The organism is Sphingobium sp. B2 (assembly GCF_007693735.1).
Classification (GTDB): Bacteria; Pseudomonadota; Alphaproteobacteria; order Sphingomonadales; family Sphingomonadaceae; genus Sphingobium; species Sphingobium xenophagum.
The window spans coordinates 70,900-95,778 of the sequence record NZ_VDBZ01000002.1 but is presented as its reverse complement, the minus strand read 5'-3'; the positions used below and the strand labels follow the sequence as shown (position 1 = coordinate 95,778).

Annotated in this window: 20 protein-coding genes; 5 read left to right on the top strand and 15 right to left on the bottom strand. The window is 60.1% G+C overall.

The genetic code is table 11. The annotated features are described in order from the left end of the window. Positions 1 to 162 precede the first annotated feature (162 nt). The 3 genes from FE851_RS16245 (at position 163) to FE851_RS16235 (ending at position 4,979) form a co-directional block, all read left to right on the top strand. On the top strand, positions 163 to 2,250 hold the full coding sequence (locus FE851_RS16245; protein ID WP_145204711.1) for a TonB-dependent siderophore receptor: 2,088 nt from the start codon (positions 163 to 165) through the stop codon (positions 2,248 to 2,250). Beyond that, positions 2,247 to 4,166, top strand: coding sequence for a TonB-dependent receptor (locus FE851_RS16240; protein ID WP_145204708.1), 1,920 nt, complete (start codon positions 2,247 to 2,249; stop codon positions 4,164 to 4,166). Before FE851_RS16245 ends, FE851_RS16240 begins: the two co-directional genes overlap by 4 nt. Before the next feature lie 117 nt (positions 4,167 to 4,283). Continuing rightward, positions 4,284 to 4,979, top strand: a complete 696-nt coding sequence (locus FE851_RS16235) for a DJ-1/PfpI family protein (RefSeq protein WP_222422960.1) — start codon at positions 4,284 to 4,286, stop codon at positions 4,977 to 4,979. On the opposite strand, the gene FE851_RS16230 is transcribed toward FE851_RS16235, so the two are convergent. From FE851_RS16230 to FE851_RS16190, 10 genes are all read right to left on the bottom strand, one after another. Beyond that, positions 4,976 to 5,515 carry an alpha/beta hydrolase gene (locus FE851_RS16230; protein ID WP_222422959.1) on the bottom strand — a complete coding sequence of 180 codons (540 nt, stop codon included), beginning with the start codon at positions 5,513 to 5,515 and terminating at the stop codon, positions 4,976 to 4,978. The two genes, FE851_RS16235 and FE851_RS16230, sit on opposite strands and share 4 nt — an antisense overlap. A 99-nt stretch (positions 5,516 to 5,614) precedes the next feature. Next, complete coding sequence (locus tag FE851_RS16225; protein WP_145204705.1) at positions 5,615 to 6,148, bottom strand: alpha/beta hydrolase; 534 nt, start codon at positions 6,146 to 6,148, stop codon at positions 5,615 to 5,617. A gap of 14 nt (positions 6,149 to 6,162) precedes the next feature. Next, the gene (locus tag FE851_RS16220) at positions 6,163 to 8,286 is read right to left on the bottom strand and encodes a TonB-dependent siderophore receptor (RefSeq protein ID WP_145204702.1); all 2,124 of its coding nucleotides are present in this window, start codon (positions 8,284 to 8,286) and stop codon (positions 6,163 to 6,165) included. Between the two features lie 64 nt (positions 8,287 to 8,350). Then, positions 8,351 to 8,695: a copper uptake system-associated protein gene (locus FE851_RS16215; protein ID WP_145204699.1), complete on the bottom strand. Its 345-nt coding sequence runs from the start codon at positions 8,693 to 8,695 to the stop codon at positions 8,351 to 8,353. After that, the gene (locus FE851_RS16210; RefSeq protein WP_145204696.1) at positions 8,688 to 9,326 is read right to left on the bottom strand and encodes an SCO family protein; all 639 of its coding nucleotides are present in this window, start codon (positions 9,324 to 9,326) and stop codon (positions 8,688 to 8,690) included. Before FE851_RS16210 ends, FE851_RS16215 begins: the two co-directional genes overlap by 8 nt. After that, complete coding sequence (locus tag FE851_RS16205; RefSeq protein WP_174827310.1) at positions 9,313 to 9,642, bottom strand: copper chaperone PCu(A)C; 330 nt, start codon at positions 9,640 to 9,642, stop codon at positions 9,313 to 9,315. The genes FE851_RS16210 and FE851_RS16205 overlap by 14 nt, the downstream gene beginning before the upstream one ends. Beyond that, positions 9,639 to 10,949, bottom strand: a complete 1,311-nt coding sequence (locus FE851_RS26875) for a PepSY-associated TM helix domain-containing protein (RefSeq protein WP_145204693.1) — start codon at positions 10,947 to 10,949, stop codon at positions 9,639 to 9,641. Before FE851_RS26875 ends, FE851_RS16205 begins: the two co-directional genes overlap by 4 nt. Beyond that, positions 10,946 to 11,089, bottom strand: coding sequence for a hypothetical protein (locus FE851_RS26235; protein ID WP_186378869.1), 144 nt, complete (start codon positions 11,087 to 11,089; stop codon positions 10,946 to 10,948). The genes FE851_RS26875 and FE851_RS26235 overlap by 4 nt, the downstream gene beginning before the upstream one ends. A 111-nt stretch (positions 11,090 to 11,200) precedes the next feature. Further along, entirely contained in the window at positions 11,201 to 11,599 is a 399-nt protein-coding gene (locus FE851_RS16195) for a DUF2946 family protein (RefSeq protein ID WP_145204690.1), read from the bottom strand. 146 nt (positions 11,600 to 11,745) lie between these two features. Next, positions 11,746 to 13,044, bottom strand: coding sequence for an aminotransferase class V-fold PLP-dependent enzyme (locus FE851_RS16190; protein ID WP_145204686.1), 1,299 nt, complete (start codon positions 13,042 to 13,044; stop codon positions 11,746 to 11,748). 325 nt (positions 13,045 to 13,369) lie between these two features. On the opposite strand from FE851_RS16190, the gene gntA reads away from it, so the two are divergent. Further along, complete coding sequence (gntA, locus tag FE851_RS16185) at positions 13,370 to 14,056, top strand: guanitoxin biosynthesis heme-dependent pre-guanitoxin N-hydroxylase GntA (protein ID WP_145204683.1); 687 nt, start codon at positions 13,370 to 13,372, stop codon at positions 14,054 to 14,056. Next, entirely contained in the window at positions 14,053 to 14,655 is a 603-nt protein-coding gene (locus FE851_RS16180) for a DUF1989 domain-containing protein (protein ID WP_145204680.1), read from the top strand. The genes gntA and FE851_RS16180 overlap by 4 nt, the downstream gene beginning before the upstream one ends. Before the next feature lie 170 nt (positions 14,656 to 14,825). Here the strand turns inward: FE851_RS16180 and FE851_RS16175 are convergent, their stop codons facing one another. The 5 genes from FE851_RS16175 to FE851_RS16155 all read right to left on the bottom strand — a co-directional run bounded on the left by FE851_RS16175 (position 14,826) and on the right by FE851_RS16155 (position 24,752). Further along, entirely contained in the window at positions 14,826 to 16,091 is a 1,266-nt protein-coding gene (locus tag FE851_RS16175) for an MFS transporter (RefSeq protein ID WP_145204677.1), read from the bottom strand. Positions 16,092 to 16,093: 2 nt separating this feature from the next. Then, complete coding sequence (locus tag FE851_RS16170; protein ID WP_145204674.1) at positions 16,094 to 18,778, bottom strand: glycoside hydrolase family 2 TIM barrel-domain containing protein; 2,685 nt, start codon at positions 18,776 to 18,778, stop codon at positions 16,094 to 16,096. A gap of 172 nt (positions 18,779 to 18,950) precedes the next feature. Beyond that, positions 18,951 to 20,555, bottom strand: a complete 1,605-nt coding sequence (locus tag FE851_RS16165; RefSeq protein ID WP_186378868.1) for a carboxylesterase/lipase family protein — start codon at positions 20,553 to 20,555, stop codon at positions 18,951 to 18,953. 88 nt (positions 20,556 to 20,643) lie between these two features. Continuing rightward, positions 20,644 to 23,568 (bottom strand): TonB-dependent receptor domain-containing protein, encoded by a 2,925-nt coding sequence (locus FE851_RS16160; RefSeq protein WP_145204668.1) that lies wholly within the window; start codon positions 23,566 to 23,568, stop codon positions 20,644 to 20,646. A gap of 263 nt (positions 23,569 to 23,831) precedes the next feature. After that, a complete protein-coding gene (locus FE851_RS16155; protein ID WP_145204665.1) occupies positions 23,832 to 24,752 on the bottom strand; it encodes a LysR family transcriptional regulator in 921 nt (306 codons plus the stop codon). Between the last annotated feature and the right edge of the window lie 127 nt (positions 24,753 to 24,879).

The window sequence follows — 24,879 nt, the reverse complement described above, 5'->3', positions numbered from 1 at the left end:
GAATGATGCTCCTTGGCTGTTGGCCCGGACCATTTAGCCTATGCAGCAATCTGTCAATGGGACGTTATAACATTTTCCATTTGCGCTCGCGGTGTCAGCGCATTAGGGGGCCAATCGTCAATGATACTCTATATCATTTGATCGAACAGGGGGGGGCCTTCCATGAACATTTTTTCTCTGCGGTTTGCGTTGCTCGCGTCCGCTGTCTCCGTCATTGCGCCGTCCGCGCTGGCCCAGCAGCCCGCGCCTGACGATAGCGAGACCAATATTCTGGTCACCGGATCGCGGGAAGCAAACGCCAGCATCAACGGTCTGGTCGTCGACCCTCTGCTGCTTCCGCAGAATGTGCGCATTCTTGGCAGCAACCTGATCGAAGAAGCAGGCTTTACCGATCTGTCGCAAATGTTCGATCTGGCTGGCGGCATGGCCCGACAGAACAGCTTTGGCGGCGCGTGGGACGCCTATGCCATTCGCGGCTTTTCCGGTGACATCAATCAGGGGCCGGACCTGTTGCTCAATCGTTTCAACGCCAATCGCGGGTTCAACGCGCGTCGCGACGTGGCCACGGTCGAAAGCTTCCAGGTGCTCAAGGGACCGGCTTCCGCCTTGTCGGGCAAGGGGGAACCGGGCGGATCGATCAACATCGTCACCAAGGCACCGCTTGACCATTTCCACGCATCGACCGAACTGTCCTATGCCAGTTTCGACACAATCCGTGGCAGCGCCGATTTTGGCGGCCCTGTGTCCGGAACCGTCGCCACCCGGATGATCGCCGTCTATCAGCAGGGCGACAGTTTCCGGGACTTTAACAAGAGCGACCGTCTGCTGTTGGCGCCTTCGATCGCCTGGCAGCCAAGCGACAGCGTGCGCTTCCTCTACCAGCTTGAATATAATCTGGTGCATTTCACCCATGATCGCGGGCTTGTCGCGGTAAATGGCGATGGCAAGGTACTGCCGCGCAGCCGCTTTCTGGGCGAACCCAATGACGGTCAGATGCTTCAGCGCACGGGGCAGCATCAGGGTAGCGTGACGATCGACCTTGCCGAGGGTGTAGCGCTGGAGGCGGGCGTCCAGTATCGCGACGGCGTGATGCAGGGCCAGTCGACGCATAACAGCGCGCTGGTCGGGACGCGCCTTCGGCGGCAGCTGCGCATTCACGACTATGACTGGCAGGACCTGTCCGGCCGTGTTGAACTGAGCGCCAACGGCACGACGGGCGGCGTCAATCACCAGATCCGGATCGGCGCTGATGCCTATCGCTATGACCAGCGCCGCGTCTTTTACCGCTTCAGCCCGACAGCGGCCAATCCCTATGACATCGACATCTTCAATCCGGTCTATGGCCAACCCAAGCCGGTTGCACCGCTCAATCAGAACCTGCTGGAGCAGCAGCGCGGCGAGAGCGTCTACGCGCAGGATCTCCTGACGCTCGACGACCGCTTCAGCCTGCTGCTTGGCGTCCGGCACGACTGGATTCGCCAGCGCGTCAACAACTACCGCAGCGGCGCGGTCGACCGGCAAAGCCCGTCCGTTACCTCGCCGCGCGCGGCCTTCACCTTCGCGCCCAGCGAGTCGCTCTCTGCCTATGTCAGTTGGGGCCGGTCGTTCCGCTTCAATCAGGGCGTTGACGCCAATTCGGACCCCTATGCCCCGGAACGCGGGCAAGCGCTGGAAGGCGGCGTCAAATATGCGTTGCTGGACAAGCAGTTGACCGGCGCCCTGTCCGTATTTCGCATCACCAAGAAGAATATCCTGGTTAGCGACGGCACCAGCAGCGGTTTTTCGATCGCGGCCGGAGAAGCCCGAAGCAGGGGCTTCGAATTCGACCTGAATTATGCGTTGGATGAGCGGTTCAACCTGACCGCCGTTTACGCCTATACCGACGCGGAAGTGACGAAGGACACGCGGCCAGCGCTGCTGGGATCGGGCCTGAGCAACGTACCACGTCATTCGGGAGCCATTTATGGCCACTGGCAGTCGAACGCGACCAATCCCGGATCAATCGGGCTGGGCGCGGGCCTCACCTATGTCGGCGAACGGCCCGGCGATGACGTCAACAGCGGCTTCCGCTTGCCAGACTATGTCACCGCGCGCCTCAACCTGTCCTATCAGGTCAACGACCATGTTGCCGTGCATCTGGACGCGGAAAATCTGTTCGACGCCTATTATCTGGAAAGCAGCTACAGCAATGTCTGGATCACTCCGGGCACGCCGCGTACCGTCCGGGGCAGGCTTGTGTTATCGTTGTGATCGGGAAATATGCTGGCCCGCTTCTTCTTTCCGCATGGCTGTTGACGCAGCCCGCGCTGGCGCAGCGCACCGATGAAAATGCGGTGCGCGAGGCGGAGGACGGCTTCGGGAAAAGCGTCGGCAGTGATTCCGTTGGCATCTATGCCAGCGGCAATGTCCGGGGCTTTTCCGCCAGCGATGCCGGCAATAACCGTGTCGAGGGACTCTATTTCGACAAGGCGGGCCAGATCAGCAATGTGATCGTGCGTGGCTCCACGGTCAGGGTCGGCCTCACTGCCTTTGGCTACCCCTTCCCCGCGCCGACCGGCATCGTTGATGCCGATCTGCGCCGGGTCGGCGACAAGCCTGTGGTCAGCGTCCAGGTCAACAGCGGCGATTATCTGGGCACCGATCTGGTGGTCGACGCCGCCCTGCCAGTGACGGAGAAGTTCGACGTCAATCTCGACCTTGGCTTGTACGATGACGAATATGTCAGCGGTGCGAGCGCGTGGTTTGTCAGCTATGGCGGCGTGCTGCGCTACCGACCGATGCAGGGCGTCGAGGCGACTGCCTTTGTCGCGGGCTATCAATATGGCGATGAAGAACAGGCGCCGGTTATCTATACCGCAGACGGCGCGCCGCCGCCGCGTATCAAGCGCCGTCGCTATTTCGGGCAGGACTGGGCCGACTGGGCGGGCAACAATCGCAATATCGGCGGCACGATCAAGGCTAATCTTGGCCGGTGGCAGATCGCCATGGGCCTGTTCGACAGCCGTTTCACCAGGGAGGATTATGCGTCAGCCTATTATTCGGGTGTCAACGCGCAAGGGATGGGCCGTTCAACGCTGCTGGTCGGGCGGGACCAGAGCAATGTGTCGACATCTGGCGAAGCCAGGTTAAGCCGTACCCTGGGTAGTGGCGCGCTGGTGCACCGCCTGCTGTTCTCGGCAAGGGGACGCAGGGCCGAGGCGCGCTATGGCGGTTTCGACACGATCGACCTTGGCGATGCCATGATCGGCGCGCCCGACCCGCAGGAACAGCCAGACTTCGCATTTGGGGAACGGACCCGTGACCGGGTGCGGCAAATAAATTATTCGGCGGGCTATGAAGTGCGCTGGCGCGGGGTTGGCGAATTCAATCTGGGCGTCACCCGGGCCGATTATCGCAAGACGGTCGCGCAGCCTGGTTTGCCCGTCGACCTGGTGCATGATCGCCCCTGGCTATGGAACGCCGCGATCGCCATCACGCCGACCGGAACGACCACATTCTATGGCGCGATAACGCGCGGGCTGGAGGAAAGCGGCGTAGCGCCCGCCAACGCCGTCAACCGCAACCTCGCCCTGCCTGCGCTGCATACGCGGCAAAAGGAAATCGGCCTTCGTCAGCAACTGCCCGGCGGCATCAAGCTGGTCGCGGCGCTCTTCGACCTGCGCAAGCCTTATTTCGATATAGACAGCCGCGACGGCTATTACCGCGCGCTGGGCGATGTGCGGCATAGCGGTCTGGAAGCCTCTCTCGCCGGTCAGCCCTTCGCGGGCATGAACATGGTGATCGGTGCAGTCTATCTGCGTCCTCGCGTGACGGGACAGGCCGTCGATGAGGGACGTCTGGGCAGGAAGCCAATCGGCCGCACGAACCTAACCATTGATGCCAACCTCGACTATCGCTTGCCCAATATGCCGGCCCTGTCGTTTGACGTGCATATGCTCTATGAAGGCGAGAAGGTCGCCAATGCTGCTAACAGCGCGACATTGCCTGCTCAGGCCGTGATCGATCTGGGCGCGCGGTATCGTACCCGGATAGCGGGCGTTCCGACGCTGCTGCGGCTTCAGGCAAAGAATGTGACTGATGTTTTTGGTTGGAAAGTGTCGGGCGGCGGAGGATATACTGTGTTGCCAGGACGAAGACTGGCCGCAGTCCTGACCATGGATCTATAGCCAACGATGACAGACACGCTTTATCAGGGATTTCCAAATTCGCGCGGCGGGAGCGGAGTTCCGCCCGTTGCTTGCGATGTCCTGAGATGGCCCTGCCTCCGCCGTCTGGGCGTTGCGATGTTGCTTATCGTCGGCATGCTGGCGCTGACTAGCGTAGCGACCGCGACCGGCCAGACGGCGTCGACTGCGCCGGCTGATTCCGTCAGCAAGCCCAAGACGATCGGCATCGTCCTGTTCCCCGGATTCGAGACGCTCGACGTCTTTGGTCCGGTGGAGATGTGGGCACGCCTTCCTGACTACCAGATCGTCATGGTCTCGCAGCACGGAGGTCCGATCAAATCGGCTCAGGGGATCGACACGGTCACGACCTATTCGTTCGATACCGCGCCACAGTTCGACATAGTGATGATCCCAGGCGGCATGGGGACGCGGACCGAGGTCAACAACCCGGTCATGCTGGCCTTTCTGCGCAAGCAGGACAAGGGCACCCAATGGACGACCTCGGTCTGTACGGGATCAGCCCTGCTGGCCAAGGCAGGCATTCTCGATGGCCGCAAGGCAACGTCCAACAAAATCGCTTTCACCTGGGCATCGAGTCAGTCGAGCAAGGTCGCATGGCAGGGGCACGCCCGTTGGGTAATCGACGGCAAATATATCACTTCATCGGGCGTATCGGCGGGTACCGACATGGCGCTGGGGCTTGTCGAAAAGCTCTACGGCCGCGAGATGGCGGATCGCACGGCGCGTGGCAGCGAATATGTCTGGAACGATGATCCTGCCAAGGATCCGTTTGCGGTGGAAACCCGTCCCTAATCCTTGACCGTTGCGATCAGGCCGCGAGACTGCATCCACCACAAGAAGGCTTCGAACCAGTGGTCACTGGTCGTGCCTTTTGGCTTGAGGTCGAACCCGTGCCCACCGCGCTCGTACAGGTGCAGTTCGGCTGGAACTCCCGCCTTCCGCCACGCCGTATAGAGCTGGACAGGATCGTCTGGCGTGAAGGCGTCGTCCGCCGCGCCCGCGATGAAGGCCGGCGAGGCATCGTACGGAACCGGCGTACGCAGCCCGCCATAGATCAGTCCAACGAAATCGGGCCGCGAAACCCTGTTGCCGATGGCAAGGTCAGCCGCGAGGAAAGCGCCTGAGGAGAAGCCAAGGAAGCCGATGCGCTTTGGATCGATTCGCCAATTGGCGGCACGCTCCCGCACGATCGCCATGGCCCGTGCGCCATCCTCTACGGCATGCTTCTCGCCTGCGAAGACTGGCACTTCTTCGGGCAATCCGCTCTTTGCCCGCGCCATGATGACTTCCATCTCCTTCATATGGATTTCGGGCTGTCTCTTATACACATCTAGATGTGTATAAGAGACAGCCTCAGGCGCTTTCCTCGAGATGTGTATAAGAGACAGCCTCAGGCGCTTTCCTCGAGATGTGTATAAGAGACAGCCTCAGGCGCTTTCCTCGAGATGTGTATAAGAGACAGCCTCTACGGCATGCTTCTCGCCGGCGAAGACTGGCACTTCTTCGGGCACTCCGCTCTTTGCCCGCGCTATGATGACTTCCATCTCCTTCATATGGAGTTCGGGCATGTGCATGGCGTCGGCAGGGCTACGTATCGTGCGATATTTGAGTACGAACGCAGTGACGCCCCGCTGCGCCAGCTGACGCGCGACGGCGGTGCCACCAGCCTCATAACCAAGGCCGACGAAGCCGCCTCCCGGCGCGATGATGACGGCCGTGCCGGTTGCGCGCGCCGGTTCGGGACGAAACAGCTCCAACGTAGGATCGCTGACGTTGAAAATCATCGTCTCGCCCGTCTCGCGCAAGACGTCCCGCGTTTCCGGGACGCCGAGCGCGGCGACGACGCCCTTGGGATATAGCGGAATGATCTCGCCTGCGGCCGTGCCAGCCTGCACAGTCACCGCTGCCGACAGCAGCGTGATCGCAACGGCGAGCTTTGTCGCCTTTGCCAGACACGTCATGATCCTTTGCACCATCACATGCGCGCCTTGAGCGTGACGAAGGCCGAGCGCGGCTGGTTGGGCGACACGACCGGATAGCCCATATAGCTGTGCGGGTCCCAGGCCCGTCGTCCGCCAAGATTGACCACGGAAAGCCCAAGGGAGATGCGGCCGACGTCGTAGGCGGCCTGCGCATCGATCACAGCATAGCCGGGCACGGCAATGCTGTTGGGGAGCGTCAGTTCGCGTGCGGTAAAGGCGGAGATGCCCGCGCCGAACGAAAGTCCCTTCGCCGGGCCATCAAGCAACCGATAGCGCGCCGCGACCCGTCCGCTATTCCTGGGTACGCGCGCGAGCCGGTCGCCCGGCGCTACGCCATCATCACGGGTGTCGCTATAGGCGTAGTTGGCGAGCAACGAGAAGGCCGGCGATGGTTCCCACACCAGATCGACCTCGACGCCGCGTGCCCGCTGCCGCCCGCTCTGGATGTAAAAGCCCACATTGGCCGGGTCGGCCGTGACGACATTATCGTGGGTCTGCCGGAACGCCGCTACGGTGCCGGAGAGGCCCGCCTTGGGCAGCGCCAGCTTCAGTCCGCCTTCGACATTGCTGGACGTTTCGGGCCGGGGCGTGTCCATGCCGATGAAGCCGAAGGGCGCTCGGAAGGCCGTCGCATAGCCAGCGAACAGGGCGATCCCCGGCGCCACGTCGAATGTCGCGCCGGCTCGTGGCGAAACATGGGTGTAGCGTTTGTCATTGGCGACGCCAAAATTGCTGTTCTCGATGAACTTCAGCGCCGTGACGCGCAAACCGCCGGTAAGGTGAAGCCGACCGTAGCTGGCCTGATCCTGCACATAGAAGGCAAATGTTTCGAAGCGGTCGTCCGTATAGCTGTTGACTGGCGTCTGGGGCGTATAGGACAGGTCATATTCGGGATCGGACAGGTCGATCGTGCCCGATGGGCTGTCGCTCACGAACAGGCCCATGCCGCTATAAAAGCTGGTCCAGTCATAATTGACACCGACGAGCAGTTCATGCGTCCCGCCCAGCAGATCAATCTTCGCGCCCAGATTGGCGTCGAACGTCGCCTCCTTCGTCCGGTTGATCATGGTGATCGGGAAAACGTCATAGATTGGGGACGTCGTGCCGGTCGGAGCCAGGCCCGGAAAGACGAAGCTGCCGCTTTCGTCGACCTTGCTGTCATAATAGCGGCCAGTGACAGTGAGTTTGACAGTATCGGAGACGGCGTGGCGAAGCGTCGCCGTAGCCATGCTGTTGTCGTTCTTCGTCCGAGGCTGGCCGATCGGCGATCCGGGGAAGGCGTTGCGGTCGAGCATGTCGGCCAGCGCCGCGTCGGCTGGCAGACCTGAATATTCAAGGTTGCTGCGATGGTTGAACTGGGCCTGGAGCAGCAGGTCGGTATCGGCGTCGATCTGGAAGGACAGGCTGGGCTGGATCGACCAGCGCCTGCCCTTGATCCTGTCGATCCAGCTTGCATTGCTCTGATATTCGCCGGCCAGCCTCGCGGCGATCCCCGACGCCAGCGGGACGCTGACATCGCCATAGGGGTTCCATGTCGAAAAGCTGCCAGCGCGCAGCGCGACATAGGCTTGCGCCTTGTCACTGGGTCGCTCGGTCACGACATTGATGATGCCGCCAAGCGGCGTACCCAGCCCCCCGCCATAAAGCGTGGCGCTGGGGCCTTTGAGGACGTCGATCCGATCGACGCCGACGAGACTGGTCGGGTCATAGGCTTGCTGATTGCCCGCAAAGATCGGCAGGCCGTCGACATAGACCTCGGCCGGGAACCCCCTCAGAATTGGCGGAATGAACAGATTTTCCTCCGACCGCGTGGGGGTCACGCCCGAAACATTCACCAGCGCGTCGCCCAGCGTGCGGCGATCCTGCTCCTGCAACAAGGCGCTAGTGATGACCTGCACCGATTGCGGCACCTGGATCAGCGGCGTGTCGGTGCGCGTCGCCGAGGAGGAGGTCGGCGTAGCATAGTGCCCGCGCTCGCCGGTGACGATGATGGTGCTGGCGGTCCAGCTGGTTTCGCCATGAGTCTCCGGCGCCTGCGCGCGGGCAGCCTGCGTCAGGCAAAGCGCCACCAGCATGGCGCTGGAAAGGCGAAGCCGCGTCGAACATGTCACTTTCATAATACCCCCATGGCCGGATGAAGCCGGCATTGTTCACAATGGATTGAATATCGGTCGCTCGGCATCAGCCGCCTTCCGCGATCTGGCTGACCAGCATTTCTGCCGCGAAATCGGGGACACCGGCGCGTTTCAGTCTCGCCTGGTCACGGATGGGGCCATTGCCACACAGCAGCTGCGCCCATTGGCCCGATCGGCGAGCGAGGACCATGTCGCCCCGGCGCGCCCCCTGTGACCAAAGGCCCAAGGCATAGTCGCCGCTGAGATAGATGCGTTCGACGGTCACGGGTGATCCGCCGACGCCCGCATTCTGTTCGATGGTCGCGCGCACCTGATCCCGATCCAACGCGCTGTTGGGGATGCACGCGCTCGCCAGCAGCGAAAGCGGGAGAGCAAGGCGCCAATTACGCACGGATCAACTCGCGCAGGCGGCCTATGCTGGTCGCCATCGGCTCGGTCGGGTCCATGACATCGACATAACGGCCCCGGCTGTCGAACAGTAATATGCCTGCGCTATGATCGATAATGTAGTCGCCGCCAGCGACCGGCACCTTCGCGAAATAGACGCCATAGCCGTTGGTGATCTGTTTGATCTGGGCGTCGGTTCCGGTGAGGCCGATGATCGGCGTGCCGAACAGGGTCAGATAATTGCCGATGTCCGCCGGCTTGTCGTGCCCTGGATCGACCGAGACAAAGACGATGTTGAACTTGTCGCCATTCGTTCCGAGCTGCTTGCGCAGCTGCGTCATGCGGGTGAGCGTCGTCGGGCAGACATCAGGGCAGCGGGTGAAGCCGAAGAAGATGGCATAGGGCTTGCCAAGCAGTGCACGGTTAGTGACGGTTCGCCCCTGCGTATCGGTGAGGGTGAACGGACCGCCAGGACCGTTAGCTGACGCCGACACGGGTGCATCGTCCACCCAACCGGGCGTGAGGATCAGCGCAGCGACCACGCCCAGCAGCAGTGCGACCAGACCGAATACCAGAAGGCCCGCTCGCCGTGACGGCGTGGCGCGATCACCTTCCTGAGGATCAATGTCCGTCATGGCCACCCTCCATGCCGTGGGTGACCGGCTCCACCTTCAACTGAACCGTGACTGCACCCGCTTTGGCGAAGCGCAGGGTCAGCGGCACGTTCTTGCCCAGCGCCAGTGGCGCTTTCAGGCCGATAAGCATGATGTGGAAGCCGCCCGGTTTCAGTTCCATGCGGCCACCCGCCGGAATGGCCAGCCCGTCAGGCAGGGGCCGCATCCGCATGATGCCGCCGTCCATCTTCATGCTGTGGATCTCGACCTTCTGGGCAACGGGGGATGTCGCGCTGACCAGAGTGTCGGGGGTTGCGCCTGCGTTCGCGATGCTCATGAACCCGCCGCCGACGCTCTGTCCCTTCGCGGTTTGTCGTGTCCAGGGGTGGTCGATGGTGACAGAACCCTTTCGATATTCGTGGGCGAGGGCCGGGATGGCGAGGAGAGGCACGGCGAGGAAAGCGGCGTGGCGAAAACGCATGATGAATGCTCCTTTGCGGTGAGATCGGAAGTGATTTGCGGGCGCGACTTCGGCGCAGCACGGCGGGTGCGCCAGCGCAGCAGGCCAGTGATGAAGAGGACAGCCGGAACGAGGCCGGCGATGAAGGCCAGCAGGCGTGTGGGCAGACCGCCGACTGATGCATCGTGCAGCGGGTGCAGCCAGTTGTTGATGGTGGTCGACGCGCTGGCCTTGCGCGCGTCCAGAACGGTATGGACCCCGCCCGAATAGGGGTCGATGTAAATATAGCTGTGAGGGAAGCGCCTGCTGGGATCGCCGGGTACCTGAACCCGCAGCCTGAACATGCCTGTCCTGGAGGATGGCGTCTCGATCCAGGCGAGACGCGCGTTGGGAAGCGCGCGATGCCCGGCAGCAAGCGCCTTGCTTATGGTGATCGTCGGCCCGGCGCGCGGCACGGTCTTGGGTGACGGCGTGTCATCGACAGGCGCTATCGTCCGTTCCAGCAGCCAGTTGCTTTCCTTCGGCAGCGCCAGCATGAAGCCAGTGATGGCGAACAGGATCAGCAGGACAAGGCTCCACAACCCTGCCAGCTTGTGAATGTCATACAGGCGACGAACGGGTGCGGCGCGGGGCTTGAAAGCAAGCGCCTTGCGCCAACTGCCCCTTGGCCACCAGGCAATGACGCCAGCGCCCAGCAGGACAAGGATGACAAGGCCGGACCAGCCTATGATCTGGTGCCCTGTCTCGCCGGACAGCAGGTTCATGTGCAGTTCGTAGATCCAGCTCATGGCATAATCGCCCCAGCCGTCGTGGCGCAGGACATGGGCGCCGTCCGGCGAAAGCCAGACCATCATATGCTTCGTCATATGACTGGTTGGCGCGATGGAGGGATAATAGCGCGCGGCGATCGGACCCGGTTCGCCCGTTGCTTCGAACCGCCACTGTCCGCTGGCGTCCGGCCATTGCCGATGCAGGGTCGCAAGCGTCCTGTCCCAAACGGGACTGTCCCAGCCGGGCGCGGGCGCTTTCATGTTCACTTGGATCGCCGGATGTAGCGCGGCGTCGATCTCCTGATAGAAGACCAGTGCCGATCCCGTCAGTCCAAGCAGCACGAAGAGCAGACCCACGGACAGGCCAAGCCAGAGATGGATATGGCGCGCCAAGGCACGAGACCGCGACATCATGGCGCAAGCACGGCTGCGCCTGGGAAAAGCGCGATGATGATCCGCAGCGCCGTACCAAGCGCAATCAGCGTCCAGGCGGATCGTCGAATCTGCCGTAGCCAGTCGATGAAGGCGTCGTGCGCCTTCCATGGAATATGCATGAAATTCTCATTCGCCTTTGGCCGCTTTCAAAGGGAAAGCGGCATACTGCATGCACAGGGCATGCGGTGGAGACGGCGAACGAGGGTGAATCGGTTCGCCGCGCGGGCCGGTCAGGCGCGCGCGGGAGGGCCTTGGGACGGCGGCGGCGGGGCAGCGAGGCGGTGAACCGTCAGGTCGGCGATCGCGCGGTCTGCGACCTGCGACGCAACCGGAACAGGCAATAACGGCAGAGGCGAAAGGACCGGCGTCAGCAGGCCACCGCCCAATCCGGCCGCGAAGCTGCATTCACCGCCCTGGGATTGGTGATGACCGGACGGTTGGCTGCCTTTATCCAGCGGCAGCACCGCCTTGACCGCGCCCTGCCCGGTGCAAAGGGAGATGACGATGCCATCGGCGCCCTGGGTCGGCATGAAACCGGTGGGGATCGCGATCCGGATCGCCAGGGCGCAAAGCATCAGCAGGGCGAAAAGCCCGCGACATCTCCCTGGCTGCCTGATCCACCTGTTCATCGCACTTGCCTAATGCTCGCTTCGCCGCAAGTCGATAGGGCATGATGTCCCATCGCTGCGCCGCCCCTATCGCGTAGCGCGGGAGAGATCAATTAAGCCAAAGTCGTGGGCGGCTGATCGTGGCCGGATCGCTGGCGGAAAAAGCCTTACAGGAACAGGCCGCGTTCCGCCTGTATGGCACGCACCAGCCGGTCCAGTTCTTCGCTAGTGTTGAACAGCGCCGGCGTGACACGCAGGACCGGGCCGGATGCCAAACCGGCCTTTGCGACGACCAGCAGCTTATGCTTTTCAATAAAGCGCGCCTGCGCCTGCCTCGCCTGGTCGCCAGTCTTCATGCCGGGTAAGCGAAAGGCGCTGATCGCGCCATAATTGTCCTTTTCCGGCGGCAACATCATCTCCACGCCCCGAATGTCGGAGGCGCGCGCAACCCAATAGTCGCGCAGGGCGCGCAAATGCGCAAACTTGCGGTTGATCCCGATCCGCGCCTGCATCGCCACGGCGCTCGGAATGGTGAGGCGCGCGGCAAAATCGACCGTGCCGGTCGGGATGCGCGCGCGGATATCATCGGCCGGATGGATCCGGTTGCCAAGCCAGGGGAGAATATCCTTCTGACGCGCCTTGCGGATGTAGATGGCGCCGGTTCCAAGCGGCGCGGCCAGCCATTTGTGCAGAGAGAAGCCGATGAAATCCGCGCCGATCTCATCCACATTGAACGGCATCTGGCCGACTGCCTGCGCGCTGTCGAGAATGACATCCACCCCATGCGCCTTGGCCATAACGACGATTTGCCGGACAGGGGGGATGAGGCCATTGCGGTTCGATACATGGGTCAGCAGCAGCAGTTTCGCGCGTGGCGTGTCCTTCAGTATCTTTTTGTAAGCAGCCAGGATGTTGGCGCGGCTGTGGGGTTCCGGAAGGGAAAAGCGGACGACCCTGGCGCCCCGGCTCTGCTCCAGATAATCCATCGCATATTGCATCTCGTCATAATCGACATCGCAATAGATGACTGCGTCGCCCGCCTTGAGCAGCGCATAATTGGCGATCAGCGCGTAGAGCGCCTCGGTCCCGCCGCCTGCCAGCGCGATTTCGTCAGGCGCGGCACCGATCATGTGCGCAACCGCGTCGCGCGACTTTTCCAGCTCAGCGTCGCGGGGCGCGCCTGGCACGGCGCTGCGCAGAAAGGTGGAATTGTAGCGGTTCATCCAGCCTGTCTTTTCCATATAGACGGCATGGACCGGTCGGGTCATCGCCCCATAATAGGCTGCGTCGAAATTCACGATGGCGCGGTCGACATCATACAGGCTCGCCAGTTGCCGCTGGAGGGCATCGAAACCCAGATCGTCAGGCAGGACCGGCAGCGGCGTTTCGGCGCCTTCAGCCACAGACGCAAATGTCAGCATGGGCGCCATAGTAGCGGTGGCCAAAAGATCGCGACGATTGAGCATGAAGAGACTCCTGACTTTCCGATCGAGACGTTGGGTACCCCATATCCACCATGTCGACCCACGATGAGGCCGACATTGATCCGTCCCCATATGCGCGATCCAAAATCCCGGACCATGAAGGAGACAGGGCATGTCGTCCAAGGCGCACAAGACCGTCTGGAAGCCGAACCCTGATGAGGCGATGCGCCAAGTGGCGACGGTGAGAGCGACATAGCGGACAATGGACTAATCTCGATCAGCCAGATTTTGGGTCGAAGCCATGAAGCGAACTCCTTGAGCGATGCGTTGGGAATGCCGTCTCAAGTTCAATTGTTTGAGGAGCGTTATGTTTCCCTGGACCCATAAGTCGCAACAGCAGCTTGAAGAGGAATTGCAGGCGCATATCGCAGCGCCCGCCTTTCCTTGTGTCGGCGCAAAAGCTGCTCTTGCAAAAGGCAATTTGACGGTCCTCGCCTGCGATCGCATCGACAGCGCCTGGGACGATCTGCGCATTCATGACGGTCTTCTTGGCTTCACGCAGGACTATCATGCCCATCCCGGACTTTTTCGCAGTTTCGCGGCGGTGTTTGTGGGGCCTGACGACCTTTCCGAAGAGGCGTTCGAACATGCTCTCTGGGATCGTGTCCAATCGTTGAGCGACAAGGATGCCTGGCGCGGTCAGGGCTATGACGATCGGGTCAGCGCCGATCCCTCCAATCCCCATTTTTCGTTAAGTTTTGGTGGCGAGGCCTTTTTCATCGTCGGTCTTCACCCTCAGGCAAGCCGCCCGGCCCGGCGCTTTGCTCATCCGACGCTGGTCTTCAATCTGCATGACCAGTTCGAACAGCTTCGTGCCGAAGGGAAATATGAAGGCATGCGCGAGAAAATTCTCCTCCGCGATGAGGCGCTGGCCGGATCGCGTAATCCAATGCTCCAACGTTTCGGAGAGAATAGCGAGGCGCGGCAATATTCAGGTAGGCAGGTGGAGGAAGATTGGGAGGCGCCATTTGAATATCAGGGAGACAGGCCATGAGGGGCAAGACACACGCCATCCCTGAACGGAGCGGGACGGCATTCCGGCTTCCCAAGGGCGCGCTCCTCACCGTCATCGACCCCAAGGGCGGGCAGGTTGCCGATCTGCTCGCCTATAATGCGGTGGATGTGCGCGAAGTGATATCGTCCGGCCGAACGCTCGATTATGCCGAGACCATCAGCCTGACGACCGGGCATCATCTCTATTCCAACCGGTCGCAGGTCATGCTGACCATTGTCGATGACAGTGTAGGGCAACATGATTTCCTGCTGACTCCCTGTTCAATCGACACGTTCCACCACTTCTATCCCGATCTCGAACCGCATCGGGGCTGCTTTGGCAATCTTGTTGAAGCGCTAGCACCTTATGGGATCGAACCGGATGCGATTCCGGTCGCCTTCAATTGCTTCATGAACGTACCAGTTGGACCGTCAGGAAAGCTGGAGGTTCTCCCGCCAGTCAGCAAGGCGGGTGACCATATCCGTTTTCGGGCCGAAATGGACCTCATCGTCGGGTTGACGGCCTGCTCGGCTCCGGCCTCAAACGGCGGCACCTTCAAGCCGATCCACTATCAAATATCGGACATTTCGGCTGAATGAAGGGTGCCGCGCATCCAAATTTGCGGGGGGCTGGCTTGGTGCTTATGATTGACCATTCTTCCTGGCTACCAGGCTTGGACATTGGACCTCGCCTGCTACGCCGGATAAGCCTCGACGAAGCGTCGCCGGAAAGGCATCACCATTCCCGCAAATATGTAATAGTCTGCCCTTTAGTTGGCCAATGACCGCTTTCGGAGTAAGAACCACAAAATGGCCATCCCGATCAGGTCAAGCGCGCCCAGCATGGCAAAGAGCGGGCTATAACCGAAAGTATCAGCGCTCTGCCCTATGGCCAGGGTGAAGAGCATGCCGCCAATCCACGCCGCAGTCCCGACCATGCCGCTTGCGGTGCCAACCATGCGGCTGTCGAACACGTCGGAACACAAGGTAATCAGCGCGCCGTTCAACATCTGATGGGCAAAGCCGCCAATGCAGAAAAGAGCGATGGCCAACCCAGGCGAACCGGCAAGACCGATGCAGGCAGGCCCGATCATGCATATCGCACCGATCGACATAGTGATTTTACGCGATTCCAGCACATTTGCGCCGCGCTTCATCAGCCAAGGCGGTAGCAACCCTGCCGCCAGGGAGCCTAGATCGGCCGCGACGAAAGGCATCCACGCCCATAAAGCAATGCTCTGAAGATCGAGCTTCCAGACGGTGACAAGATAGAGCGGGATGAAGAAATTGAATGTCTGCCAGGCCGGCTCGGCAAAGAAGCGCGGAATGGCGATTGCCCAGAAGCCGCGCGATTTCAGAACCTCGCCCCGCGTTGAGGGACGGCCAGCTTCATCCCCTTGGCCCTGCCCTGCCGCGATCAATGCCCGTTCGTCGGCCCCCAGTGCCCGATGCTGATCCGGGGTATCATAGCTGAACCACCATATCGTCGCCCAGATCAGGCTTAGCGCGCCAGTGACGAGGAATGCGGACTCCCATCCCCATGTGAGAATGCAGAAGACGACGATCGGCGGGGCAGCGATGGCGCCTACGCTCGTTCCCATCTGAAAAGCGCTGGTTGCAAGTGGCCTTTCACGCGCCGGAAACCATTCCGAAACCGACTTGGCGCCTGCTGGTATGGCGGCAGCCTCTGTCGCGCCTAGCAGGCCGCGGAAAAATGCCAACCCCTGCCAACTGGTCGCAAAACCATGCGCCATGTTGGCAAACGCCCAGCCTACCGCAAACAGAAAAAAGCCCAGCCGGGTTCCGAGCAGATCCAGAACCGCACCTGCGACCGTCTGCATGACGGTATAGGCCAGTTGAAAGGACAGAACGACATAGCTGTAGCTTTCCGTCGTCATTCCCAGCTCGTCCTTGAGCGTAGGCGCCGCGACAGACAGCGTCGAGCGGGCAAGGTAGTTCAGGACGGTACCGATAGTCACCAGGCTGATAATCCACCACCGAAGGTGACGGATGGGTTTGCGGCCCCTTCCTGCCATGATCAGCGCTTTCCTGCTGCTGGCAGTATCTCGATGGCAGACACGATCGCATCGCCCATACGCGGTTTGAACGCGATAGCGATGCCGTCCTTGCCCGCGACGGCCGGAAACGCTCGATCCACAGCCTTCAGTGCGCCCCCGGCCGCAGAAGCGACGTCAAAGCCGGACAGCACCGTCTTGCCGTTAATCTCGACATCGAATGTCCGCTTGCCTGCCGCCAGCGAAGGTTCGACAAAATGCAGGACGACCATATATTGTCCAGGCTTTGCCGGAACGACATATCGGAAATCACCTGTGCGGAACGTCGCCATGATATCGCGAGCGTCCGTTCCCTCAATCACCGAGGGCTGAATCGGCGCCCAGCGGTTCTTGCGCGTATCGGCGGTATCGGCGCGACCACCCATGAAAAAGGCGTCCGAACCGAAATGCGCCTTTGCCTTTGCGGCTAGGATCGCGCCGCTGTCGATCCGAAATGCGTTGGCAACATCATCATCCAGCTGCCAACGCGCGGTGTCAGACAACATGCCTTCGGCAAAACGCGCCCGCGCTTCCAGCCTATTGTCGCCCGCGTCCAGTCGCACCGCAGGCCATACGCATGTTGCAAAGGCGCAATCACGCCGCATCCCCAGCGATCGCCCGTTCAACAGCAATTCGGTTTCAGCCGCATTGCTGTATATTTTGATGTCCGTCACGCCATAAGCGCGTTGGACATACCGCTTGCCTGCTATCTGGACGGCGGGCTTGGCCGACCAATTGACGCGATAATACCACCAAGCGTCCTTACGGATCGCCCCATCATAGGTAGCCAACCCCTTGGTGTTGATATCGACCGAATCCCCTTCCTTGCGAACCTTGGTCGCAAAATCGAAGCTGTTCCAGAGCCAACTCGCCCACAGATAAGGCTTGCTGGCAATCTGCGGCCAGACCCGTTCATGCAGCCAGGCCTGATATTCCTCAGGCTGGGCGCGGCCGGACGGGTCAATCGGCCCGCCTTCCGGGTCATCGCTGTGCTGCGATGTCGCGCCCCCTGCACCATATTCTGTAAGGGCGAGCGGCTGGCTTGCATGCTTGCGATGCTGGGCATCAAGAACGGCAGAGAAATCGCCGACCTTGCCATAATACCAACCCATGTAACGATTGATCCCCAACGCGTCGGTTATTCCCGACACGTCCGGCACGCCCTCCATGCCATTGTCCTCGCAGCAATTGGCCAGTGCGGTCGGCCGCCCGGCATCTTCCATCTTGGCAAGACCGTTCAATTCCGCCAGCAATCCTCGTGGATCAGGAACTTCCGAAACGGGCTTGCCAATGAAACCGGGGCGATTGGGTCCGAAATCGACCTCGTTGGCGATGCCCCATACAGCGACCGACGGGTGATTGTAATTTTGCCGGATCAATTCGACCAGTTGCTGCCGGGCATTGTCCAGGACAGCCTTGGGCGCTTCCTTCTCTTCCGGCTTGATCGTCCATGTAGTGACAAGCGGGATTTCATCCCACAATATCAGGCCCATCCGATCGGCAAGGTCATGCACTGTCTGGCCATGCTGATAATGTGTGAGACGGATGCTGTTCGCGCCCATTTCACGGATGGTCGATACCATCTTCTCGATCTCGGCGTCGCTTAAAGCCCAACCTGCATTTCCGCTATCCTGATGCAGCCCGACGCCATGCAACCGATATGGCTTTTCATTCAGAAAAAAGCCTTGATTGTCGTCCAGTCGCATGGTTCGAATGCCGAAAGCCTGCTCCACGCTATCCAGCAGCGCGCCCTTTGCATCCCGCAATTCTGCTATCATGGTGTAGAGATATGGATCGTCCACACCCTGCCACAGATGCGGGTTCTCCACATCGATTTGCGCTGTAGCTTCCTGTCCGGACCGGGCCTTGATCCGAACGGCATTTTCCTGACGCGCCACGTCCCGCCCGTCGCGATCCACCAAACGAATGGTCATACGTCCGCGCATCGATCGCGCACCGTCATTGTTCATGCGGACATTGACGGCTATTTTCGCCTTGCCATCCTGGATCGTCAGCGTTCGTGCGTAAACCCCGCTGCCGCCATGATCGAGCATAGCGAAATGCGCGTCATTGGTGATGACGGCACTGACAGGACGATACAGGCCGCCATGGACGAAAAAATCGCCCGCCAGAGGCAAGGTAGGTTTCACCCCCGTGGTTTCAGGCTCTCGATTATCAACCTTGACCAAAAGCAGATTGTCTTGGCCAGATCGATAGGCTGATGTCGCATCGAACCGGAAGCGGGAAAAACCGCCGGCATGGTCTCCAAGCTTCTGGCCGTTGAGCCAGACCTCGGCAGTCCGGCTCGCTGCGTCGAACTGAAGCCAAAGCCGCTTGTTCCGGGGCAATATATTGGCGGGCAGCGTCAATCGATACCAGCCTACGCCTTGCGTCTGATCGACTTTACGCGTGATTGTCTTTGCGGCAGCGGTTCCTTCATTGTAAAGGCCGATGCGGTTCCAGCTATGCGGTACCTTGACCTGCTGCCAATTTGCGTCGGGCGCAGGCGCGGCGATCGGGTCGCCCAGATGAAATTCCCACCCGTCAGCCATCGTTCGAATGACGCGCACTTCATTCGCGGCGACCGCTGAAGCGGATTGGCCAAGCGCTGCCTCTTGCGTCGTCACCGATCCCAGAAGCGTCGATATGATCAGCAGGGAACGCTTCATGGACATTACTCTCTCCTATCATGGCCAAACTGAATAACGGGCTAGGCCAAGATCAGACCAGTCCCGCGGCCGCGTCGCATTTCAACAAACAAGGTGCTGGCTGGCGCCATAAACTATCCCCTTCGCCAAGCCAGCGAGCGCGGGGGTGCAGCCCCGCGCAATATCAATCTTTTCACTCCCCGACCCGGCCTTCCGCCCTTTCCGCGGTTACCGAACGAAAGAAATCCAGCTTTTCAGCAGATGGCCACATGCCGACCGTCATGGTCTCGCCAAATCTGATCAGGTTACGACGATCCGGCGTATAAGCATCCCAATCGACATTGCCGGCCTGCGGTCGGCCAGTTCGCGCGAACGACACGAGGGCCTTGGTCATCGCCAGACTCATCGCCCTGTCGGCGGCCGTCCAGTCGCGCGTCTGGCGAAACAGGTTAAAGCTATCGAGCGTCCCTAACCAGAACGCCACCTCCGATGTATGATAGGCTCCAGCAGTGGCGACATCGGTCCCCTCGATCACTGCGCCTGGCGTGAATGGTGGAACGCGCGCGAACTCATATGCAAACACCGGCATTTTCCCATGCCGCAGCTGGGCATTGGCCCATGCGTCCATGCCTACCGCCATTGTACCATCGCGATCAGCCAGTCGGGCTTGCGCCCGTGCCTGCGCATCATCGTCGGCTGGATATAAAGCAAGGAATTTGGCCGCGCGCGATCCAAATTTCTTCTGCACCTTAGTCTTGTAATCGGACAGATCAGCTACCGGGCCGATGCCGCCAAAGGATTCATCGCGCGTGAAACCAAGGATGAGTGGTACATCGGCCTGTTTGCCTTCCGCGAACACCTGTTCGACCGGTTGCGTAACAACATAGCCATCCACTACCGGCCCGATCTTCGGCACGTTCGCCGACCGGGGAAGCATCAATCGATCAGCCGGCATTGCCCGCAGGTCCGCCAGCGATCCGGCCTTTAGAAAGGTTTGTAGATTGATGCCCTGCTTTTCCGCGTCCGTCATCGTCAGCAGCGCGCTGGGGCCTTCAAGCAGCGATCCGCTCATTCCCACCGCGCGCTGGAAAAGTCCGCGCGCCAAAGGGGATGCCTGCAACATATTGACGGACATGGAGCCAGCAGATTGCCCGGCGATGGTGACATTGTCAGGATCGCCGCCAAATTGGGCGATGTTGCGCTTTATCCATTTCAGCGCAGCAATCTGATCCAGGAATGCGTAGTTGCCCGACGTACCGTGCGGGGATTCCTTCGACAGGTCAGGGTGCGCCATCATACCAAGCACACCAAGACGATAATTGAAATTGACGAAAACTGCCCCTTCCCGGGCAACAGCTGCGCCGCCGTACATCGGCATGGACGCCGAGCCGATGAAGAAGGCGCCACCATGAATATAGACGATTACGGGCGCCTTTTTCAGGCCCGGCTTCGCCCAGATGTTGAGATAGAGGCAATCCTCGCTGGTAACTTCGGCACCCGAATAGGAATTGGTCAGCATGCCACGTTGCGGCTGGGGACATTGAGGGCCGTAGCGATCCGCATGAAAAGTGCCGCGCCAATGGCTGGCGGGTTGCGGATCACGCCAGCGCTGCTCTCGCACCGGCGGCGCGGCGTAGGGTATGCCGAGAAACGCCTCCTCGCCGGTTGGAAGCAGCGTCCCCTGGAGTTCCCCACCTTCAACCCTGACGTGCGGTATCGACGAAGGTGCAGGCGCGGCGACGACAGGCAGGCCCGCGATCAGCAATCCCATGACCACAACAGTTTTCAGACGGCGCATGTCGATCCTTCCACCATTACGGCCCGACTGGGATGAAGGGCGAGGCATTCTGACAGACCGCCGTCCGCCATCCTGCCCCGCCATTTGCTCAGAAATTGAAACGGACACCGCCCTTATAGGTACGGCCCATCAGATCATAATAAGCGCTGCCATTCGCGGGCAATGGGGGATCCTTGTCGAACACATTGTCCACGTTGAAATAGACTGTGAACTGCTTTTCAGCGCCAAAGGCATAACGAACACCCAGGTCGAGATAAGCAACGGCCGGAATGTCATTATTGTTGATGCTGGTTGACGCCGCCGGGTTATATTGTGGATCATCCGGACCGAACAGGCCGTTATTCTGCTTCGACTTCGATATCCAGCGTGCATTCGCATTCACGCCAAAACCGGAATTCTCGTAATCCAGGGTGACGTTGAACAGCCATTTGGGAAGGCCCGCAGCCCCGCCAAACTGTGCGCCAGTCTGCCCCGCACGGTCGATACCGTTCGGAAAGAGCGCCGAGACGTCAACCGAAGATTCAAACGACATAACATGGGTTGCCAGCAGGTTGGCCGTTAGGTTGCCGCCGGCAACAGACTGATTGTAGGTAGCCTGAAAATCGAGTCCCTTTGTCTTGAACTCTGCCACGTTAGCCGTGACACCGCGCACGCCGGTCAACTGACCTGCGACAGGATCATTATTGGCGAAGCTGATCAAAGAACACCAGCTGTTGCCAGTATAGGTTCCGCCAACAAAGCAGTTGTTGACGACATTTTGCGTGCTGGTCGAAGTGATCGCATCCTTGATACGGATGTTATAATAATCGACCGAAAGACGAAGCGCGCGCAGGAATTCGGGTTGATACGTCACGCCTACGGTTTGGGTGATCGACTTTTCCGGTGTCAGGTCCTGGTTACCGCCAACCACGAACCCTGCATTGTTCGTGGGTCGTGCGATATTGGGACGCGGATCGGTCGGCAATGGCAAAGATTGCGTCTGTGGCGTAAACAATTCGATCAGGTTGGGCGCACGAATGTCGCGCGACCGCGTCGTGCGGAACATCAGCCCATCGATCACTTCCCAGGTAAGGCCAGCTTTCCAGGTCGTTACGCTGCCCGACGTACTATAGTCAGTGATGCGCGCAGCACCGTTCAATTCGATCTTGCGCGCAAAGGCCATGTCCTGCGCCAGCGGAACGATGGCTTCGACATAGGCTTCCTTCACATTTTGGCTGACCTTGGGCAGCGTCAATCCAGCCCCCGACAACCAACCGTTAGCCCGCGAAACCGCGTCCGTGGTGAGTTCAACGGACTCTTTGCGATATTCCGCGCCGACACCGACCGAGACCGGACCCGCCCAGGTCGAAAACGGCTCGCCCTGCACATTGGCGGCAAAATCATTGAGCTGCGTCTTGCCGCGGCCGATGGCCGTACCCATCGCATAGGAGCGCGCTGCGTCCGAAGCCACAGCCGAACCCAGAATATTGATTGGCACGCAGCCCGCTGCGCGCGCAGCCGCATTGCGGCAGACAATCTGCCCGTCGACAGTTACAGCGTCAATCGCATTGCGGAAGTTGGCGTTGTTGAAGGTATTGGCGATCGAGACGCTCGATATATTCTGACCGTAAAGATAGGAAGCGTCCCATTTCCACGACCCGCCAAAGCTACCTTTCAAGCCGGTGTGGACGCGGAATAGTTCATTCTCGATGATGCGCCTGGATGGACCGAAATCCTGGCCCGAATATCCCACAGACAACCCGGTTGCCGGCACCAGCGCCAGCTGCGCTGGTGTCAGAGCCTGTGCCAGATAGGCATTGTCTCGTGCGATATTGAGCGCTGGGCCCGCGCCTGCTCCGTCACGGCGAACGATAACGATGCCTTCGGTCCGCACGCTGGAATACATCGGCGTGACAAACAGGCTGAGACTGTCGTTAAAATCAAAAGACAGTTTGGAAATCGCGTTGAAGCGCGACTGCTTGGGTCGAAGCTGCTGCGGATTGAGATTGTTGATTCCTGCTGCGATGTTGGCGGCAAGTGCGGTGGGCGAGAAGAAGTCAAGGCTGGACGTAAGGTTGCTCAGCCCTCGATTGAACGTTGTCGTCGTGACGGCACCGGCGGAATTGCGCACGAACGCCAACCCCTGCAGCGCACCGGCGGAGAGGATCACGCCGCCACTGCTACCCGTTCCATAATAGTTGCCGTTCGGGCCCAGCACATTTGCCGCCGTGCCCGCAGGCCGATTGGCAATGACCGCCGAGTTCCAAGCTTCCCGGCCCCAACCGCGCCGGGTGTTGTAAGTCCCCGTACCGCCATCATCATTATATTCAAAGCCGGCCACGAAATGACCGCGGCCATCCGCGAAGTTCGCCCCGGCGGCCAATGTTGCAAACTTGCTTTTCGCGTCGTCGTAGCGCGTTTCGCTATACTGGGCAGAACCCTTTATCCCCACGAAACGATCATCAAGCTGAAAGTTGATGACACCCGCTACAGCATCTGACCCATAGGCCGCCGATGCGCCGCCGGTGACGACGTCGGAGTTCTTGATCAATACGGTCGGAATGACGTTGAGATCTGTGGAACCTGCGGACGTGGTCAGGCCGGGCGTGATTGTCTGGGGAAGGCGGGCGCGATCCAGCAGCACGAGGGTCCGCGTTGGCCCCAGACCGCGAAGGTCCGCAAGAAACGCGCCTGAATTGCCCAACCCGCCGGCATTTGGCGAAACAGCCGCGCGAAACGCAGGAACACGATTTATCGCGTCGCCAACATTGGTGATGGCTCGCGCCTCCAGAAATTCCTGCCCAATCACAGTTGTCGGAGTAGGCGCTGTATAACCGCTCCGCGACAGGCGGGACGCTGTCACGACGATGTCTTGGCCGGACGAAGATGCCTCATCCTGCGGCGCAGAGCCGGTTGCCGCGTCCTGCGCGAATGCTACGCCGGCGGGCAGGCACAGGCCAGCACCGGCAAGAAGGCACAGCTTGATCGAACGGTTGAAATCCGTCGTCGATGGCTTGAACCGGCTGATTTTCATTTTCTATCCCCTCTTTTACGCCCGTGATCGGCTAGACATTTGGTTTGTCCAATTTTTACGGATCGGCGCATGATTAAACCAGTGATTTTTATTTCTCGTTATCCATCAACAGGATTGATGAATGATCGCGGGCAGGAAAGTGGCTTCTGGCGCGACGCACCAGAGGTTTCGCATCCCCACGCGCGCGCTACAGTTAGGCGTGTTGCGAATTGGCTACATGAGAACTGCAAAAAATTCCTAAAGTGGTAATACCATCATAGACCTTATTGACAATCCAATTCGGTGTTGAACGCATTTGCCGCCTGGCCAAGCTGCGCCCGTAGCCAGTTAAGGCCGGGGTCGGCTGCGCGCGCCTGATGATATTGCATCATCTCCTGCATGACGGGTAAAGGCGTCGGTGGCTGCATGATGCGAAGCGGCAGCGCATTGGCCATAACCTTGGCCAGCCTTTCGTGCATCAACGCAAGTCGAGTTGTCCCCGGCAGCATCCAGGCCACCTGACTAAACGCGGCGCACCAGATTTCAATTCGCCGACGATCGCCGCGGTCTCGCAGATGATTGTCTATAAATGTGCCATCCCGCGACACGCTTACTGTCACATGCCCTGCCTGATAATAAATCTCTTCCGTCAACTCCTGCTGGATATGCGGATTGCCCGCCCACCCAACGACAACATGATTTTCTTCAAAGAGCAGCTCCTTGGGATGCTGGCCTTCCAGAAAGCGTTCGGGCGATATGATGAGGTCTATGTCACCATCCTCCAGCCTCTCGCTGATATTGTTGCGGGGCAGAGTGATTTCCAGCCGCACTTGCGGGGCGATAAGCTGTAGTCGCTCGACGAGCGGACCTATCAGTACGGTCGTGACATAATCCGATGCGACGATACGGAACAGGCGTTGGCTGTCAGCCGGGTTGAACGCCAGTCCGCGCGATATAAGACCCCGCAAATCCGCGACGAGCGCGGAAATTTCCGGTGCGAGCGACAAGGCTGCCGCAGTTGGGATCATCTTCTTTCCATGCTGCACCAATATGTCGTCTGCAAAAGCCTCTCGCAGTCGCCTTAATGCCGCGCTCATGGCTGATTGCGTGAGATTGAGGCGCTTCGCAGCGCGAGTGACATTTCGCTCTTCCACCAGAATGTCGAAAGCCACGAGCAAATTGAGGTCGAACCGGTCGAGCCGCATGTACCATCACTTTCATTGATCAATAATGAGATATATCATCCATTTTACGTTATCTCATTGATGTGTCACTCCCCTTTCGTCCGACGCAGATCGGCTTTGGGAGGGGCCCATCATGAACCAATTCCTC